The organism is Acetivibrio cellulolyticus CD2 (genome assembly GCF_000179595.2).
GTDB lineage: Bacteria > Bacillota > Clostridia > Acetivibrionales > Acetivibrionaceae > Acetivibrio > Acetivibrio cellulolyticus.
On sequence record NZ_JH556658.1, the window covers coordinates 961,287 to 981,256 of the forward strand.

General features: G+C 34.0%; 11 protein-coding genes. 1 reads left to right on the forward strand and 10 read right to left on the reverse strand.

Translation table 11 applies throughout. The annotated features are described in order from the left end of the window. Positions 1–39 precede the first annotated feature (39 nt). The 7 genes from ACECE_RS0219645 to ACECE_RS0219680 all read right to left on the reverse strand — a co-directional run bounded on the left by ACECE_RS0219645 (position 40) and on the right by ACECE_RS0219680 (position 13,262). Positions 40–1,092, reverse strand: a complete 1,053-nt coding sequence (locus ACECE_RS0219645; RefSeq protein WP_010250334.1) for a 3-oxoacyl-ACP synthase III family protein — start codon at positions 1,090–1,092, stop codon at positions 40–42. 213 nt (positions 1,093–1,305) lie between these two features. Further along, positions 1,306–2,496, reverse strand: a complete 1,191-nt coding sequence (locus ACECE_RS0219650; protein WP_010250337.1) for an aspartate aminotransferase family protein — start codon at positions 2,494–2,496, stop codon at positions 1,306–1,308. Between the two features lie 322 nt (positions 2,497–2,818). Next, positions 2,819–3,082 carry a hypothetical protein gene (locus tag ACECE_RS0219655; RefSeq protein ID WP_010250340.1) on the reverse strand — a complete coding sequence of 88 codons (264 nt, stop codon included), beginning with the start codon at positions 3,080–3,082 and terminating at the stop codon, positions 2,819–2,821. A 166-nt stretch (positions 3,083–3,248) separates the two neighbouring features. Then, a complete protein-coding gene (locus ACECE_RS29680; protein WP_010250342.1) occupies positions 3,249–6,266 on the reverse strand; it encodes an ABC transporter permease subunit in 3,018 nt (1,005 codons plus the stop codon). Between the two features lie 31 nt (positions 6,267–6,297). After that, positions 6,298–7,146: a carbohydrate ABC transporter permease gene (locus tag ACECE_RS0219670; protein WP_010250344.1), complete on the reverse strand. Its 849-nt coding sequence runs from the start codon at positions 7,144–7,146 to the stop codon at positions 6,298–6,300. A 148-nt stretch (positions 7,147–7,294) separates the two neighbouring features. Next, on the reverse strand, positions 7,295–11,242 hold the full coding sequence (locus ACECE_RS0219675) for a cohesin domain-containing protein (protein WP_010250346.1): 3,948 nt from the start codon (positions 11,240–11,242) through the stop codon (positions 7,295–7,297). 1,324 nt (positions 11,243–12,566) lie between these two features. After that, positions 12,567–13,262, reverse strand: a complete 696-nt coding sequence (locus ACECE_RS0219680) for a 4'-phosphopantetheinyl transferase family protein (protein WP_010250348.1) — start codon at positions 13,260–13,262, stop codon at positions 12,567–12,569. A gap of 841 nt (positions 13,263–14,103) precedes the next feature. Between ACECE_RS0219680 and ACECE_RS0219695 the strand changes: the two genes are divergently transcribed. After that, complete coding sequence (locus ACECE_RS0219695; RefSeq protein WP_010250350.1) at positions 14,104–15,789, forward strand: outer membrane protein assembly factor BamB family protein; 1,686 nt, start codon at positions 14,104–14,106, stop codon at positions 15,787–15,789. A gap of 75 nt (positions 15,790–15,864) precedes the next feature. On the opposite strand, the gene ACECE_RS0219700 is transcribed toward ACECE_RS0219695, so the two are convergent. The 3 genes from ACECE_RS0219700 to ACECE_RS0219710 all read right to left on the reverse strand — a co-directional run bounded on the left by ACECE_RS0219700 (position 15,865) and on the right by ACECE_RS0219710 (position 19,629). After that, positions 15,865–16,602 (reverse strand): GntR family transcriptional regulator, encoded by a 738-nt coding sequence (locus tag ACECE_RS0219700; protein ID WP_010250352.1) that lies wholly within the window; start codon positions 16,600–16,602, stop codon positions 15,865–15,867. Between the two features lie 221 nt (positions 16,603–16,823). Further along, positions 16,824–18,251, reverse strand: a complete 1,428-nt coding sequence (purB, locus tag ACECE_RS0219705) for an adenylosuccinate lyase (RefSeq protein WP_010250353.1) — start codon at positions 18,249–18,251, stop codon at positions 16,824–16,826. A 190-nt stretch (positions 18,252–18,441) separates the two neighbouring features. Beyond that, on the reverse strand, positions 18,442–19,629 hold the full coding sequence (locus ACECE_RS0219710) for a pyridoxal phosphate-dependent aminotransferase (protein WP_010250355.1): 1,188 nt from the start codon (positions 19,627–19,629) through the stop codon (positions 18,442–18,444). Positions 19,630–19,970 lie beyond the last annotated feature (341 nt).

Below are 19,970 nucleotides of genomic sequence, written 5' to 3' on the forward strand. Positions count from 1 at the left end.
TACATTATCCTCATGAAGACGTGGAACTCTTTTCTCGATTTAAACTTTATATATCAACCCTCCGCCATTAATACCTTCTCCATGTGAAATCAGCATAATGTGCATTTCAGGTTGTATTCTGCCAGTTTCAAAACCAACGTCAATCAGTAACGGAAGCATCGCAGTCATTGTATTACCATAGTTTTTAAGAACTGAAATACTTTTATCCTCACTAACTCCTCCTAAAGCTTCCAAAGTTAATTCCCATATCTGCCTGCTATTTTCAGTAACCAATACAAGATCAATATCATCCATATCAAGACCGCTTTCATCAAGAAGATTATCAGATATCTCCCTTGTAGCCTTTATGTATAAATCTTCGGCAATTTTCAAGTCTCCCAAATGATAAGAATCAAAAGTTATTGAATTTTGTTCATCTAAAATTAGATTGGAATCTGCATCCATAGCAAACGGATCCGCTTTTGCCAGAGCTAAATCATAGTATTGTGGGTTTGTATAGAAATAAGATGCTAAGATATGTTTTTCTTCTGAATAGCCAAAGAGTAATGATGCTGAGGCATCTCCAAAAAGGAAAGCCACTTTGGGATCATGTTTATTCATTAATCTTGCATTTACTCCCCCCGAAGCAAGGAGTATATAATCATCTCCTGTATTAATAAACCTTGATATAACATCTACTGAATATAAAAATGCAGAAACTCCCCCGTCAATATCAAAAGAATGAACAGCAACTCTGCTTCCAAGTTTTTTGAGCAAGTTACTCGCTGTCATTGGAAGAAGATTATCTCCATAATACTTATTCACAATCAATCTAGAAAGCTTCTCCGGAGATAGACCGATTTTATCGAGACACTTTTGGGAAGATTCCTTTAAAACATCACTATCAGCCATATGTTCTTCTGCAACATGGCGTGTTTCAACACCTAATGATTTAAAAATTGCTGAACTTTTGAATGGAAAATTGAACTTTTGAATTATTTCGTCGTTTGATACTATCTTTGATGGAATGAATGATGAACTTGCCAGTATCTTACAATGTCGGTCAAAGCACTTTTTAGAGCGCTTGGGAAAATTACAATATAAACTACTCATATCTTACAATAACCCCCACTAATAAATCAAACAAACTACCACTTAGCCTTTTTATATATGTGTTTATATGTGTTTATATATTCATTTATATATTAACATAAAATATATATTATACGCAACAATTTTATAGTTTTTTAGACACAAAAGAGCTGTTACACTAAATTTTCTTAGTGGAACAGCACCACAAATTTTTCTACCATTCTAATAATCAACTCATCCAGCGACTTTCTTTAGAACCCCATTTAAAATCTTCAGCATTTCATCCGTATCTTCCTTCGAAACAATTAAAGGAGGCATAATCCTCAAAGTATGGGGCTTTGGAGCATTTAGTAAAAGCCCATCTTCAAGACATTCATTAACTACCTGCACAGCATTATCACAAGGCAAGTCAACTGCAATCAAAAGCCCCTTTCCCCTTATATCTTTAAAACCAAATTCATTCTTTATCCCATTAAGACCTTCCACAATATAATCACCCTGAATATTTACATTTTCCAGTATATTCTTACCAAGAATTTCTTTTACCACTGCATAACCTACTGCCATGCCAAGAGGCTGATTTGTATAAGTTCCGCCTTGATCACCAGGCTCAAAAATATTAAGCTCTTCCCTTGTAAGCATTGCAGCTAGAGGATAACCTCCCCCAATGCCTTTTGCAAGTGTCATAATATCAGGTACAATATCATAATGCTCATACGCAAACATCTTTCCGGTTCTTCCAATGCCCGTTTGAATTTCATCAAATATTAAAAGTACCCCATTTTGGTCGCATAGAGAACGCAATTCCTTTATATATTCTACATTAGCTACATTCACTCCGCCTTCACCTTGGATTGGCTCCAGCATAACTGCACATGTATTCTTATTTATAGCCTTTTTTACTGCATCAATATCGTTAAACGGTACATGAATAAAACCTGGTATCTTAGGTGCATAAAGCTTTTCCCATACCTTTTTCCCTGTTGCCGACATTGTAGCCAAGGTCCTTCCGTGAAATCCATTTATAGTTGTGATTATCTCATAGGCTCCATTCAGCTTTTTTGCACCATATTTTCTTGCAAGTTTAATAGCCCCTTCATTTGCTTCTGCCCCGGTACTTGTAAAGAATACCCTGTCAAAAGCTGATATCTGTATAAGTAAATCTGCGAACTTGATCAATGGTGTGTTGTAAAACGCCGGACTTGCGTTGATAAGTTCACTGCCTTGGTTTATCAATGCCTCCTTCATCACGTCAGGACAATGTCCCAGGCATGTGACAGCCCATCCACCCATAAAGTCCAGGTACTTCTTTCCTTCCGTGTCCCATAGGTACATACCTTTGCCCTTTTGCATAATGATGTCCGGCTTTTTACTTGTATAAAGTATTGATTTATTTGCTTTTTCCATAAGCTCGTTAGTGTCCATGGTGTTCCCTCCTTAATTTTGTTATGTATATTTATGCATTATATCGCATAAATATACACCGGTCAATATATAAATTAAATATATAGAGTCCAATTAGATAATAGCTGAATATTATTTTTGGGTAATTATGGGTTGAAGGTAAGGATATGCATGAAGAAATAAAAAAGTCGGCTTCGCCGATTTATAGCTGGGGTATTCCTCTGCAATAAACAGCCTTTAGGTAGACTTTTTTGATGCCAGAAAGAAATGCACTTTCTCAGGCATTAAAAAAGGCAGCCGGGTATAATTCTCGACCACCCTTTAAATGAGTATATCTTAAATTCTAGATAACTTCAGTTATAAATACCATTTCACCTGTCAAATCAATAACAACATCCTTAAGAAACTTGACACCTGCATCAATATTCCAGGACGTTTTACATTCAAAGATTCCCTTTTTGTCTTCTTTAAGGGTTACAACTTCAAAAACATTGCCAAATCCTTTTTTCATTATAGCTTCCATTATTTCTGATGAGTTCTTGTAAAATGAGTATTCAATGTATTCACTAACCTTTGATAAATAATCACTAAGCTCCACTGAAGTCATAAAACACGCCTCCAATTTTGTTTTTATTCCTTACTATTATTTTCGTCAAATTCCGAATAAACTTTATTATAATAATTAGTTTTTGCAATAATTCTTTGTATTATGTTAAGTATTCTATACTTAATGTGTCTTATCCTCTATTTGACCAAGAAATTCAGAGTAAACCTCAATAGCTGCTGTAATCCTGAGGATAATACAATTGGATAAAGGTTTCCGTTTCAAAATAGTCCAGAGTAAACCTTCCTGTATCAAAGCTTGGCATGCCATTTAGATAACCAGTGATTCCGTAGCCTTCATAATTATTCTTGTCATCAATATTCCAATCGTGTTTACCATTATTATTTTCGTCATGGAATGCAATAGCACAATATTCGCCCATCGGCATATCTTCCAAGACTAATTCAGCTTTACCATTGGCAGCTTCAACTGTTTTAGTAATATAGACATTATCTTCTATAATATCTCCAGTCTTTTCATTAACAATAGGAACATCCTTATTAAATAATTTTACTACAATAGAACCAGGCTTAGTATTTATACCGCCAATTGAAACTTTGATACTTCCCTTTGAACAAGGGTTATTGGCTTCCCCATTTCCTTGGTAAACTCTTCTTGCCGTATACACAAATCCTGAGTTTTCTACCTTTATAATCTTATCATTATCCTTATAGCTTAAAATGCCTGAATTAAAGCATGAATATATGCCACTCTTATTTCCTCCCCCTATCCTTCCAATAAGCCAGATATTGTCATGTCCTTTAATAAATGAGCTGACATCCGATCCAGTAACCCCTGATGGCTCAAAAGCTTTATAACCACTATAGCCGGCTACACCTTTCTCCAAGCATAGGAAATGTTTGTACTGAGGATAATAGTATGAGAAGATTCCAAAGGTATGTTCATCATAATGGACAAAAACATCATTAGGCTTAATATTTTCGTCCATATAGTATTTTAATTCCTTAATAGGCCCATTATAATAGTTCTTATTTATATTACTATAAGGTACCAATGAAAACATGAGTAAAATAGCAACTGCAAATATTGAAAAATCCTTGTATTTCATTCTCGTAATTCCATAAGCTACTGGAAGCAAGAATAATCCTACCACCGGGAATATGTATCTTGTAACAAATATAGGTCTTACCAGGTTAGATACAATGACTGCTGTAACAAGTGTCAATACATAAACCGATATTGAATACACTGCCAAAGCACCTTTTTTGTCCTTATTTCTAAATGTGGACCACACTCCTGCCACAATAAATATAAATGCTCCTATAAAAGAAGGAACTACAAAAGGCATACCTGAATCGAACTTTGCTTCAAAAGGAAATAGTAAAGCGTGCCATATAGTATTTCCATCTACTGATTGTATCCAGAAATCCTTTGATACTCTTGAAATTTGTGAAACCAAAGCTAATACCCACGGAATATAGCACGCAACTGCTGCCCCGGAGGAAATTAAATATACGAATAACTTCTTTTTATTTGAAGTCTTGAGAAAGTAAATAAACAGTATTACATTGGCTATAGTAACTGCCAATAAAGCATAATAATGAATATAAGCTGACGCAATTGAAAAGAGTGCCAGCATGATAAAATCTGTTTTTTTGCCTTCTTTGGCGGATAAATACCCATATAGGACTGAACCTGTAACAAAGAAAGCAGCCCATGTATACATTCTTGTATCCTGCCCTATTGATAGACTCATAGGAATAATAGTGACAAGTAAAGCAAATATTACACCGGTAAATTTGTCAAAAACTCTTTTTACAGGACCTGCACCTAAAAGTGCAAGTGCTAGTACTCCAATTGCAGATAATAGCCTTAAGGAGCTCTCAGAATTTCCAAACACCATACTGAAGACTTTAAGCATCATAAAATATAACGGCGGATGACTATCTCCGGCAGTTATATTTATAATATCAGTAAATGAATGCTTTATAATTGCAGCAGAGTACGACTCATCATACCACAGACCTTCGCGGCCAATATTTGAAGTTAAGTGTCTATAACCAAATATCAGCAACATAGGCCAAAATACCAGCCAAAGGTAACCAACCTTCGATGTAATAAAGTTTTTAATAGCACTTGCTTTATTGGTAATTCCAAGTTTTGTATTTATACTCTCAAAGAATCTTAATACACAGCAACTAATCCCATCAAAGAATTCACCAATTTTATCTAAAAGCATGCTCTTCCTTTTCTCACTTTTGCTAACAACACTATCTATTGTAGCTGAATTAAAATCTTTTCTAAAAAATAAATACCATAATGCAATTACTGCAATTACGCAAATCATAACCATTATTGTACCGGCACTTCCATTTCCATAAAACCACGGAGTAAAATAAGTATACCTAAAATAATCCATGATAAAGTACCAGCCTGCTTCATTGTAAAATTCGGTTCCTAGTACCTTATATGAGTCATATGTATTTATAATTGTTCCAAGGAAAATAAGTATTGCCAGTACCGGTCTTAATAAAGGCAGAGTTATATTGGTAAACTTCTTAAAATGCCCGGCTCCATCAATTTCTGCAGCCTCATAGTAATCTTTCGGTATATTTTGAAGGCCTGAGAGCATGAAAAGAGCAAACAGCGGAAAGTAATGCCAGACTGTAATGAGTATAACTACCCAAAATGCTCTGTTGCCTGAAAACCACTGTATTTTATCTGGAACCAGATGAAATAAGTCTACAATAACCTGATTAACAAGTCCATCATTCCTTGAAAGCAAAGTAAGCCAAGCTGTCTCTATTACAAAACCCGGCATTATAAACGGAAGAAGTAAAAGGCTTCTTGCTAAACCACTGAATTTAAATTTTCTGTTTAAAGCAAGTGCTATAATAAGAGCAACTATCAACGTAAGGATATTGGCAATAATTACATATGCAACCGTTTTAGAAATAGATGTATGGAAAGAATCTGTCAGAGTACCGTTCGATCCGGTAATTACAAACAAATAATTCTGCAAGCCAACAAATGGAGCTGTGAAGGTTTTAAAAAATTTTCTTAGTGTGTTACCTTTTACACTAAGAAATGACATATATATAGCTTCCATAAATGGAAGAACCTGCAGTAAAAAAATAGCTATAAATGCTGGAATCAATAATAAATATGGATTCTTCTTCTCCCAACTAAAAACCTTTTTTTTATTTTTAAGCTTTTTGCCACTCATTTCTATCCCTCCCTTAAGATGCACATAAAGTCTATTGTTTTAAAGCGCCCCCGGTAATACCCTTCATAAATTTGTTTTGGATTAGAAAAAATATAATAAGTATTGGCAGCGTTGATATAGGCCCCGATATAAATCTAAAGCCTTCGTAAGTTGGCAAGAGAGCTACTGTTCTATACTTGTCCTCTGTCATAAGTACATCTACCAAAAGCCTCTCATCCCATACCAACATCACTATAAACATAGCTGCAACAATTATTCCTGAGCGGATTAACGGAAGCAGGATTTTAGTTATAAGCTTAAAGTTTGAGCATCCGTCAACTCTTGCTGCCTCTTCTATCTCGGGCGGAACCGCAACTATAGCTCCCCTTAGAATCCAAATACAATATGGAAGATACATTACTGAATACATCAGAGCCAAGACGATATAACCATTGTAAGAATTATATATATCAATTTTTGTAAACTGTTCAAAGGATTTCATAGAAACTGCAAACGATAAAAAATATGTAATAGTCGGTATTAACAAGGGTATTACAACTAAAATAGCAAACAAATTTACTCCCTTGAACTTGTATCTCGAAAGAGCGTAAGATGTTGGAATTGCAATAGTTAGCCCAATTATTATACTTAACAAACATAGTATTAGACTATTCTTTATATAAGTTCCAAAGCCTATATAGCCTAAGAACCCCAAAAAGTTACCAAATCCCCCCATAAAGCTATTCAAACTGAAGAGAAACCATTCAAATAAGAGCCTAAAAGAGGTATTGAACAGAGTTAGAATTGGGATAACGGCAAATGCCACATATAAAACTACAATACGGTCTGCCACCTTATCCAAAAAGTCCTTCTTTTTTTCTCCCGATACACTATTAGCCAAATTTACCACTCCCCTTGTTGAGCTACCTTAAATATACTATATTTGGGCGCACTTTTCAATGTTTGCACAGAGTATAATATAATTATAATTATTCTTTACATAAAAAAAACTTCCTGCTTTGTTTAGCAGGAAGTTTTTTTAAATTAATCTAGTTTATCTGAGCTGGTTGAATTACTGAATATCCAGAAGTAATTCTATTTCCGTCCCAGTCAAACAGCATTGTTCCATCTATGCCGTTTGGCATTGAAGTTGAATTTTCGAACTTCAAGGTAGTTGCTGTAGATGCAAGTACTTTAAATTGTATAACAGCTATAGTTCCTGTTTCTTCGGGACTTCCTGATGCTCTGTATTCTTCAATATTAGTATATAACTTACCAAAGTTAAGTAAACCTGAAGTCAAGTTATGTGAAACTGCAATAACAGGACCGTAGTCAGAATTGGCAATTAAAGTTCCAGCAGCAGGTATCGAACTGTTTGTGTATGAAGCCCCTGATGATTTAATTGGTTGTAAAACTGCAGGATCATATTTCAAATTAAGTTGATAACCTGAGAAATTGCTTATTTTATTAACTCTGACTGTAGCTGTAATTGTTTCTCCAACAGCTGCTGTTGTTTTATCAAAGTCTACAGTTATATAATTTGAAGGCATTTGCGTAGGTGTAGGAGTAGCAGTCTTTGTAGATGTAGGAGTTACAACCGGTGTTTTTGAAGGTGCAACTGTTATTGTAGGCACTGCTCCTGCATTAATTTCTGCTGGTTGAATTACTGTGTATCCTGATTTAATTCTATCCCCATACCAGTCAAACAGCATTGTACCATTTATGCCATTTGGCATTGAAGTAGAATTTTCAAATATTACAGATGTAGCACTTTCTGCTAAAACCTTGAAATTTATAACGGCTACTGTTCCTGTTTCTTCAGGTATTCCAGATGCTCTGTAATCTTCAAGATTTGTATATAACTTACCGAAATTAAGTTTTCCAGCAGTTATGTTATGTGATGCTGCAGGGATTGTTCCATAATCACCATTTGTAAGTATGGTTCCACTTAAAGGAATACTGCTGTTTGTATATGCTGTTCCGCTAGAAGTAATTGGTTGTAAAACTGTAGGATCATATTTCAAGCTAGCTTGATATCCTGAGAAATTATCGATATTGCTAATTCTTACAGTTGCTTTTATTGTATCATTAACTTTTGCAGTGGTTTTGTCAAAATCAATTGTAATGTAACTTTCACCACTTGTTTGTGTGCTTGTCGGAGTAGGTACTGCTATTGTAGCTGTAGGTGTTGCTGTTTTTGTAGGCGTTTGGGTAGCAGTCTTTGTAGGTGTAACAATTGCTGTTTCAGTAGGTGTAGGAGTTGTAGTTTTTGTAGGTGTCACAGCAACAGTCTTTGTAGGCGTTACAACAACAGTCTTTGTAGGTGTTACAATTGGACCTGTTGGATATGCACTATTAATTGTATTAGGTTGTATTACCTTATATCCAGATATTATTCTTTTTGCATCCCAATCAAAGAGCATTGTCCCATCTATTCCATGTGGCATTGTATTTGTACTTGCAAATGAAACAGAAGTTGCTTGAACTTTTAAAACCTTAAATGATATAACAGCAAGTGTTCCTGTTTTTTCAGGGCTTCCTGATAATCTGTAATCTTCAAGGTTGGTATATGATTTACTGAAATTAAGTACCCCATTAGTTAGATCATGATACGCAATAGGTAATATTCCATAATCCTGATTTGAAAGCATTTCTCCAGTTGTTGGTATAGTATTGTTAGTATATGCAACTCCAGAAGCAGTAACTGGTTGTAAAACTTCAGGATCATAATTTAAGTTTACTTGGTACCCTGCAAAATTATCTATATTATTGATCGATAAAGTTGCTTTTACTGTATCTCCAACTGCTGCGCTAGTCTTATCGAAATTCATTGTTATGTAACTTGGAGTAGTATCCTGACTATCAGCATTTATTGTACCTGGCTGAATTACATCATAACCACTGTTAATTTTGTTACCATACGAATCAAACAGCATTGTTCCTATAATTGCGCTTGGCATAGTACCTGAATTTTCAAAGGTAATAGATGTAGCTGTTTGCTTTAATACTTTAAAGCCAATTACAGCTAATTTCCCAGGGCCTTCATTTCCGTTTGTTCTATAATCTTCAAGGCTTGTATATGACCTTGAGAAATTCAATATTCCTGCTTCAAGATCATGAGATGCCATCGGGAGAACTCCATAATCAGAATTATTTAGTAAATCTCCGGCTGTTGGATTTGTACTTTTTGCATATGCCACCCCTGTTGCCGGATTTACAGGTTGAAGAACTGCCGGATCATATTTCAAGTTAACCTGATAGCCTGCCAAATCAGCCATTCCTTCAACTTTAAGAGTTGCTGATATAATATCACCAACTGAAGCAGTTGTTTTATCAAGATCAAGTTTTATACAACTCGTGTCATCAACATCGTCACCATTTCCATTAACAGTTATAATTGCAGGTTGGGTAACTGTATACCCGCTCAAAAGTTTGTCACCATTCCAATCAAATAACATTGTACCTGAAATACCATTTGCCATTGAAGCAGAATTTTCAAATAAAACTGCTGTTGATTTTGCTGTAAGAACCTTAAAGCTGATTACAGCAAGTGTTCCTGAAGTTTCTGCACTTCCAGACGCTCTGTATGCCTCAAGATTTGTATAGGACTTACCAAAATTCAATATTCCGCCTGACAAATTGTGAGCTGCCACAGGATATGGGCCGTATTCATAATTTCCAAGTAAAGTACCAGATGTAGGTATGGTGGAGTTTGTATAATCCTGACCCAAAGCATTAACAGGCTTGAGTACTGTTGGATCGTAAGTCAGATTTACCTGATATCCAGCAAAGTTGGATATACCATTTACTCTTACTGTTGCATTAATAATATCTCCTACTGATGCAGTTGTCTTGTCAATATCTAAAGATATGTTACCGTTTACTATTTGCTGACCGTCTGTATTAAGTATCCCTGCCTGATTAACTGTATAACCGCTAATTCTTTCCGCATTCCAATTACACAATATAGTTCCGGTTATCCCATTAGGCATTGTACGTGAATCTTCAAAAGATACTGTAGTTGCTTTACCTTGAAGCACCTTAAAGCTAATAACTGCAAGAGTACCTGTTGTCTCAGCAATACCGCTTGCTTTATAGTCTTCAAGGTTCGTATAAGTATTTGAAAAACATAAAATACCCTCTGAAATATTATGCGATGCCATTGGGTATTTATAGTAATCTTCATTTGTCAATATTGTGGCTCCTGATGGAACTGTGCTTTTAGAAAAAGGTGTTCCTGATGCTGTAACAGGCTGCAATACTGCAGGATCATATTTCAGATTTACCTGGTATCCTGCAAAGTTTTCAATATTATTTACACTCAAAGTAGCTTTAACAATATCTCCCACCGCAGCTGAAGTTTTGTCAAATTCTAAGGAAATATTACTGTCAGTTAATGGATTCTGATTGCTGGAGTTTATCAATCCAGGTTGGATAACTGTGTACCCAGAAGTTATCTTATTTCCTGTCCAATCAAAAATGTTTGTACCAGTAATAGCACTTGGCATTGTTTTTGTATTTTCAAAAACAACTGAAGTTACTTTTTCCTGAAGCACCTTAAAGTATATAACAGCAATCGAACCGTTAGATTCTGCTTTGCCGTTTGCTTTGTAATCTTCAAGGTTTGTATAAACTTTACCGAAGTTTAGAATCCCGGATGTTATATTATTAGATGCTTGTGGCAAAACACCAAAATCGCTATTTTTAAGTAGCGTTCCACTTTCAGGTACTGTAGAATTGGTATACTGCGCGCCTGTAGACTTAACAGGTTGTAACACTGCAGGATCATATTTCAGATTTACCTGATATCCTGCAAAATTATTGATGTTATTAATATTAAGCGTTGCTGTGATAGTTTCTCCTACTTTTGCTGAAGTCTTATCAAGCTGAAGCTCAATACTTGGAGTTTGAGCTCCAAAAGCAATGCTTGTAATCAAGCTGCTGCTTAAAAGTAATGCAATTGTTAAGAGAATTGATAAAGCTTTTCTTATCCTCATATAAATATACATCCCCTTTCAAAGGATTAAATTGATAACTAACCTAAAACATCAATGCAATAAAACTTATAATATAAAAAATATATGGTACAAAGTTTGGAAATTGACAAGAGCGACGAGATAGAATATGAATTAATTATGTTGAGATATTGGATTGATAAGTGTTAAGTGTGCTTTACTTTCTTTTATTGACATTCTAATTCAGTACTACAATTTTGTTTCTCTAGTAGTTGCTGTTGGTGTAAGTCTTGGATTTTTTAAAGAACTCCCCATCAACAGTAAAAATCACTTTCCATGTACCCTTAAACATTTTAATGCGGTGACACACATTTTATTTATCCGCCTCGTATCCTCTACAAATTACTATGTTATCTGGTACATGAATTTACTAAAACTACGCATAATGTTTGCCTTCTACATTTTATTACAAGGTTGACTTAAGAATAAAGATTAATGTTTCCATGTATTATAGCAAATACTACTATGCTTGCATCATGGTATGTTTAAATTTAACATTCTCAATATTTTTTAAGTCACTCTTTTAAAAGTTACAAGTACATTCTATCAGTTAGCACCTCCTTTTTTGAACTGTACCTCTTTTCACCTCAAAAGAGCAACCACTAGGTAAATTAAATAATTTTCAACGTACGTTTTTATTTCTCAAGATCAAAAACTATATTTATAAAATTTTGCTGAATCTTTGTATAAAATCCATTTCAACTAATAAAATCAATAGCCATTATAGTATTTCGTAAAAATTTTATTTTTTTTATACGGTGTTTATAAAAAATTCGTAAATATTTCATAAAAAATTTAAATATTTATATTTGATGGATAACAAAAGCGATTAAACACTAAATTATAAGTATAAAGAATTGGTATATTGACTATAAAATTAAATAATTATATGCAAAGTTGAATTGGTATGAAGAGATTATATAGATTTTATTTATTGTTCATATTGATAAATATGATTTATTGGTTAAATTTTTAGTATGCCGCTCTTATAGTTGTTCAAATATAGTAAAAACTAACCTCCAAACGATAACAATATGTATAATTACAACAAATTTAACTAAAGTGTAACGAAGCGAAACAACCAGCTATATGTAAAGTCGAAAATAACATTTCAACTATTCCTTAGTAATTATACTATATATTATACGCTTAATAATCTAATTAAATTATATTATAATTCTATTTATCTTTCAACAATTATATAATCCGCACTTTTCTTAATATATTACTTGTTTTAGAGGAAACAATACACATTATGTTAATTAAATATTAAAATACTACTTTGCGCGGTTCTGATATTTAGTAATTACAGCAAATGAACATTAGCCAATTTATATAACTCCTCAAATGAAATGTCAGTAAGGCTTTCTGGAAAACCAGAATTTAGAGCACAAACAGCCAACTTATAAGAATTGTTAATCTCATACTGTTTAAAATAGCATTCTTTTAACTGATTAGTAGTCTTAAATGTGATGCTTTTACCGATGATTGTAAAGGAAAATGAATTTAACGGTATTGATAAACCGCGACCATCCGCTTTGATATAACTTTCTTTCAGAGTCCATAGTTCAAAAAATGCTTCCCTTCTTTCTTTTTCATCTAAAGTAATTAGGTAAGAATGCTCCTCTTCAGAAAAAAATCTTGCTGACAAGTTTAAATCCACATCATGAATTTTTTCAACATCAATCCCAACAGGCATATTGTCAACTGCACAAACTACCCAATCCCCGGAATGTGATAAATTAAAGTGAAAATTTTCATTCCCTGCAATATATGGCTTACCATATTCTGATTTGCTAAAATAAATACAATTGTTTTTCCTTCCAAGCGAAGATGCAATAATATACCTTAAAAGAATATTGGAAGTAAGCCCCCTTAGGGCATCTTCAAATTTCCTAAACCTCCCTATTCTTTCCTGCTCCTCTTTGGAAGTAAGAGAAAGTAGTTCATCAAAAATATGTTTTTCAATTTGCGTATTAATTCTGACAGTATATATCTTCAAAATACTCTCCCCTTCAAATGAATTACCCTGACTTTCCAAAAAGTAATCTTATGGTCGCTAAGTATCACTAATCCCCAGATTATAACCAGGTTTAGAGCGCGTTTATCATTTTATAATAACATGAAATAGATGTCAACGGAATTTGCAGACCCTGACACACCCTAATAACCCACTTCTATATTTGTCTTCAAAATGTGCATTTATAAGCAACAATTCTTTAAATAGCTTTTTAAAACTGAATTTATTAGTCAATTTGTAACAAATTTTATCTAGCTTTAATATTATGAATTAGTTAAGGGGCAATAAGTTACAAGGAGGATGCGGTCTATGGAAGAAAGAGGATTGTTAGGTGGTATTTGCAACAACGATACAATACTTTGGTTCATTATTCTGTTCCCGTTACTGTTCTGGGGATGCGGTGGTCACGGCGCATGTAAGGATTAATTTATTTAGTCTAAAAGAAAGGAGTAATGTTAAATGTCTGAAAGAGGCGGTTTTAACTTTGGATTTGGTAATGAATTTATTTGGATTTTAATCATAATATTCATCTTATGTTTCTGCTGCGGCGGATTTGGTTGCAGGGAATAAATTTGTATAATGCAAAAATAGCTATGCAAAAATTAATGTCATAGCTATTTTTTTATGTTTATAACATACATACCTACAAAGCTTTTTTTTTAAATGTTCTTTAAAATGCGGCACTTTACCATGCAATTTAATCCATAATTGTAAATAATAAATAAAAATTATTTCTCAAACATATTTATTTATTCGTAGATTTAGATTAATATATTTATAGAAAAACAAATACACAATTTATTAAATACAAAGGATGGAAGGCATGAATTTTTTTAAGGCGTTACTTATAACAAATATCATTATATTGATATTGATTGTTCCAAGTTTTATTGTACTTGATAAATACCTTGCCAGACACAATGATACTTCTGTCTCTAATATAATTGCATCACCTGAAAATAGTGACAGCGGCGTTATCGACCTAAATAATGAAGAACCTGTTGCTACCCCATCTACTGCTCCTACCGAAAAAACCATTTCCATTCCAGATGAACTCCTCCCAACTTATCACGGTTTTAAATGGGAAGTTTTAAAGGATAAGGATTGGATAGATACTGAAAAAAACATAAGTTTTCCAAACCCTGAAAAGTACAATATTATCGAAGGAGTTACAACTTTTAGAGGAAACAATTTTAGGAATGCCCCAAGCTATGGTACGGCTCAGGTTAATGAAAAGAAGCTTGAAAAGGTATGGAGCATCAAGATAGGTTATATTGACGTTTGGACAGGGGTTGGTTGGAATGGTCAGCCTGCTATAGTCAAGTGGAGTGACGATATTCGCACAAAAATGAACATAGTCGAAAATAAAAAAAATAAGACAAATTTGAAGGAAGTTATTTATGGCACTCTTGACGGAAAAATTTATTTCCTTGATCTTGACAATGGCGAAAGTACCAGAAACCCGATTAATATAGGTTATCCTATAAAAGGCAGCGTTAGCGTTGACCCTCGCGGATTGCCTCTTTTGTATTCAGGTCAAGGTATTGAAAAGAGAGGCGGCGTAACTGGAAAAATTGGTTTTAGGATATTCAGCCTCATTGACCAGAAAATGCTTTATTTTATAAATGGATTAGAAAACAGTGCATACAGGCATTGGGGTGCCTTCGATTCAACTCCCCTGGTGGATACTAAAAATGATACATTATATGAATGCGGTGAAAATGGAATTCTTTACTCAGTAAAGTTAAATAGCAATTTTGATCTTAGTGCAGGATCTGTTTCAATTAATCCTGAAGTTCTAAGATATAGATACAAATCACCTTCTGTTAAAAAGCTAGGAACCGAAAACTCCATTGCAATATATAAGAACTTTTCTTATTTTGTAGACAACAGCGGATATTTGCAGTGTGTTGACCTTAATACCCTAAGCCCTGTATGGGTAAGAAATGTAACCGATGATACAGACAGCACAATAGCAATTGAGGATCTTGGAGGTTCAAATGTGTCGTTATATACAGCTTGTGAAGTTGATCATCAGGGAAAGAACGGTTACAGCTATGTACGAAAAATCAATGCTTTGACCGGTGAGCTGATTTGGGAAAATAAATATCAATGTACTTTTAGTGAAACGAACGGTGGAGCTCTTGCATCTCCTATTGTAGGGAAAAATGACATAAGCAATCTGGTAATATTCAACATCGCTAAATCCTGGAATACAAACGGCGGTAAGCTGATAGCCTTTGATAAAGAAACAGGAAAAGAAGTATGGCTAATCAATATGGATCGCTATTGCTGGAGTTCACCTGTTGACATTTATACTAAAGATGGAAAGTCCTATATCATTCAATGTGATTCAGGCGGGTATATGCATCTTATAGAAGGCCAAACCGGTAATATTCTTGATAGAATTCCCCTTGGTGGAAATGTAGAGGGATCACCTGCTGTTTATGATGATATGATCGTTGTAGGTACACGCGGTCAAAAGATTTGGGGTATCAAAGTGAAATAAATTTTAAAGACTTCACACTTTAATCCAGGTGAAGTCTTTTTAACGTTTATATACAAACTTCTCAAAAATTGCATATTACTTTGCATTTTCAAAAGTAAGTTTGCACTTGTCTGCCCTATATTTTGATACAACATATTCAACAACCTGGCCGCTTTTTGAATATATCACATTAGAGATTTTTATAAGGGGCTGACCGGGCTGAACTTTTAAGTATTGTGCTTCATTGGGATCGGTATAAATAACTTCTAAAGAGCTTTTTGTTTTAACAGGTATCAAAGGATATTTTCCCCTTAATACATCAAATGATTGCTTCTTATTCCTAACATCTTCAATGATATTTGGGAAAAGGCTCAAGGGAATATATGATGTATTGTATGAATATATTTCATTCTCCAGCTTTGTAACAAAAATAATTCGTGCAAAATCAAAAGTCTGTGTGTAACTGATTGAAAATATATCGGAAAGTTTCCTGTATTCTTTGTTTGTAACAGATTCCATCAAAACAATATTTCTCTCACCTGGAACTTCATTATCCAAAATAGAATCGGCAAAGCCTGTATAGGCCTTTACATCTATTGTAGATTTGGATTTTGATACAAAAGTTCCCTTACCCTTTTCCTTATATAAATATCCGCTGTTGGTAAGCTCACTGATAGCCTGTCTTACTGTAGGCCTGCTTATATCATATATTTCACATAACTCCTGCTCTGATGGAATTTTGCTATCAGGCTGATATTCGCCATTATCAATTTTGTCAATTATTAAATTTTTTAATTGGGAATAAAGAGGAACATTACTATATTTATTTATCACAGAAAATCCCCCTAACTTTTTTATCAACCTATAAATTATTGTTCGACAGACGAGTTTCCCAAGAAGATTTATAGAGTTAAGTATAATAACACGTCATTACGTCCTCACTAATTTTACTATATCACCTTCAAGAATTCAACACATTTTTAACTTTGCCACAATTAAAACACATAATAAAAAGGAGGAAAACCCTTCCCTCCTTTTTAACAAAACGCTTATAATTATACTTTAAGTTCAACCTTTATATCTATATCTTTGTTAGCTTCTAGAATTGGCTTTACTACATCAATTACGAACTCTTCAACCTGCTGTGGAGATCTACCCACATAGTTCTTAGGCTCTAAAACCGAATTGAGTTCATCAATATTTAAGTTAAATGCACTGTCAGATGCTATACGCTCTATAAGGTCATTCTTTCCACCTTCAACCTTGACCTTTTTAGCAGCCTCCATAGAGTGTACTCTTATCCTTTCATGGAGCTCCTGCCTGTCTCCACCTCTTTTTACAGCTTCCATCATGATATTTTCTGTTGCCATAAAAGGAAGCTCTTCAAGGATATGCTTTTCAATAACCTTTGGATAAACAACAAGTCCATCCGCAATATTAATATAAATATTTAGAATAGCATCTACTGCAAGAAATGCTTCAGGAACACTGATACGTTTGTTTGCAGAATCATCAAGACTTCTTTCAAACCACTGTGTGGAAGCTGTAATTGCAGGGTTCAATGTATCAACTATAACATATCTGGCAAGTGAAGAAATCCTTTCAGATCTCATTGGGTTTCTCTTGTAAGCCATTGCAGAAGATCCTATCTGATTTTTCTCAAACGGTTCTTCTACTTCCTTCATATTTTGGAGCAATCTCATGTCATTACTGAATTTGTATGCACTTTGCGCAATACTTCCAAGTAAATTTAAAACTCTGCTGTCAAGTTTTCTTGTATAAGTTTGACCTGAAACAGCAAACACCTTATCATATCCCATTTTCTGCGCTATCAATTTATCAAGTTTTTTAACTTTTTCATTGTCACCTTCAAAAAGGCTTAGAAAACTTGCCTGTGTTCCGGTTGTACCTTTTGAACCAAGCAACTTCATATTGGACAATACAAAATCCATCTCTTCCAAGTCCATTGCAAGATCCTGTATCCAGAGTGTTGCCCTCTTACCTACAGTAACTAACTGAGCCGGTTGGAAATGCGTAAAGCCCAAAGTTGGAAGATCCTTATACTTTAAAGCAAATTCAGAAAGCTTGCTTATTACTGCAACAAGCTTTTTCTTGAGCAGTTTCAAACCTTCATGCATGATTATAATGTCTGTATTGTCACCTACGTAACATGATGTTGCACCGAGGTGTATAATCCCCCTTGCACTTGGACAAAGCTCTCCATAGGCATGAATATGTGCCATAACATCGTGTCTGAATTCCTTTTCTTTAGCCTCTGCCAATTCATAATTTATATCGTCTTTATGACTTTTTAATTCATTAATTTGTTCATCAGTAATATTAAGCCCCAACTCTTTTTCAGCCTCTGCCAAGGCAATCCATAATCTTCTCCAGGTTTTGAACTTCATATCCGGTGAGAAAACTTCCTGCATCTCACTGCTGGCATATCTTGAATTCAAGGGACTTTCATAAGTATTTTTCAAACTCCTCAACCTCCATAAGCTTTTTCAAAATATAAGTAATATTTTAATCATTCCTTTACCAAAGTTTATTATACATTTTTTTTACGGCCAAATCCACAAAAAAATTGCGAGAATAATTATTCTCGCCACAAAACTTATAAATATGAGAATGATTTAGGCTAGTTAACAAACATAACCTTCGTACATTATATTATTTATTTAAGAAATTTTCAATTCTATTTAATCCTTCTTTTATATTTTCAAGTGAAGTTGCATAAGAAAGCCTTACGTGAATATCAGTTCCAAAGCCTGAACCTGGGACTAATGCAACATTTGCTTTTTCAAGCAGCACATTTGCAAAATCATCGGAACCATTTATCTTAACTCCAGCAAATTCTTTTCCGATTATCTTTGAAATATTCATCATAACATAGAATGCACCGTTTGGATTTATACAGGATATTCCGTCAATTGAGTTTATCCTTTCAACCATGTAGTCTCTTCTCTTAGCAAATTCAGCTACCATCATATTCATAACATCTTCAGGTCCTTCTAATCCTGCCTGTGCAGCCTTTTGTGCTATTGAGTTAGGATTTGATGTTGCATGGCTCTGAACATTGCCCATGATAGTTGCAATTTTTTCGTTAGAAGCTGTATAACCTATTCTCCAACCTGTCATTGAATACGATTTTGATACACCGTTAACAATGATTGTTAAATCTTTTATTTTATCGTTGAATGAAGCAATACTTATGTGTTTGTATCCATCATAAATGAGCTTTTCATAGATTTCATCAGATACAATAAATATTTCCTTGCTAACAGCAAGATCAGCAATAGCTCTAAGCTCATCTTCTGTATATATCATACCTGTAGGGTTACTTGGGCTGTTTATTACAATTGCTTTTGTTTTTGCAGTTATAGCCTTTTCCAATTTATCTACACTGAACTTAAATCCTTCTTCTTCAGTACTATTAAGTATTACAGGAACGCCATCAGCTATCTTTACCATTTCAGGATAGCTAACCCAGAACGGTGCAGGTATTATTACTTCATCTCCAGGATTTAAAATAGCCTGAAAAGCATTTACTAATGAATGCTTTGCACCATTACTTATTACAATGTTAGCAGGCTTGTAGTCAAGTCCGTTATCCTTCTTAAACTTATTGCATATAGCTTGCTTTAACTCCAAAGTACCTGAAGCCGGCGTATATTTTGTAAAACCATCATTAATTGCTTTTATTGCAGCAGCTTTTATATGTTCTGGGGTATCAAAATCAGGTTCACCTGCTCCAAAACCTATGATATCAATTCCGTCAGCTTTCATTTTTTTTGCTTTTGCATCTATGGCAAGTGTTGATGATGGACTTATTGAAAGTGCCTTTTTTGAAAGTTCCATATTTAACCCTCCAGTTTTAAATGTTTATGTATTTCATTTTAATATATTATATGATTTTTTGCAAGATTTTGATTTTGTTTATGCAAATATATTTTCTAATTAATTTTTGTTTTTATCATTAGCATTCTCAACATCTTTCCCTTTAATTTAAATTTGAGAAAAAAATGCAAGTTATAATATTTATTTATTCACTTTTAACTTATTACCAAAAGTTCCTTTATTAAGGAACAGCCCAAATTGTACACCATAAACACGATACAGTTACATTATTGATGCTTTTAAATACATAATTAAAGAAAAGGCACCTAAAATTATAATTTAGGCGCCTTTTTGGAGAGGGT

What these genes read in the sequence shown, in the direction of transcription:
- ACECE_RS0219645 (WP_010250334.1), bottom strand. Translation starts at nt 1,092, where the DNA reads ATGAGTAGTTTATATTGTAATTTTCCCAAGCGCTCTAAAAAGTGCTTT.
- ACECE_RS0219650 (WP_010250337.1), bottom strand. Translation starts at nt 2,496, where the DNA reads ATGGACACTAACGAGCTTATGGAAAAAGCAAATAAATCAATACTTTAT.
- ACECE_RS0219655 (WP_010250340.1), bottom strand. Translation starts at nt 3,082, where the DNA reads ATGACTTCAGTGGAGCTTAGTGATTATTTATCAAAGGTTAGTGAATAC.
- ACECE_RS29680 (WP_010250342.1), bottom strand. Translation starts at nt 6,266, where the DNA reads ATGAGTGGCAAAAAGCTTAAAAATAAAAAAAAGGTTTTTAGTTGGGAG.
- ACECE_RS0219675 (WP_010250346.1), bottom strand. Translation starts at nt 11,242, where the DNA reads ATGAGGATAAGAAAAGCTTTATCAATTCTCTTAACAATTGCATTACTT.
- ACECE_RS0219695 (WP_010250350.1), top strand. Translation starts at nt 14,104, where the DNA reads ATGAATTTTTTTAAGGCGTTACTTATAACAAATATCATTATATTGATA.
- ACECE_RS0219710 (WP_010250355.1), bottom strand. Translation starts at nt 19,629, where the DNA reads ATGGAACTTTCAAAAAAGGCACTTTCAATAAGTCCATCATCAACACTT.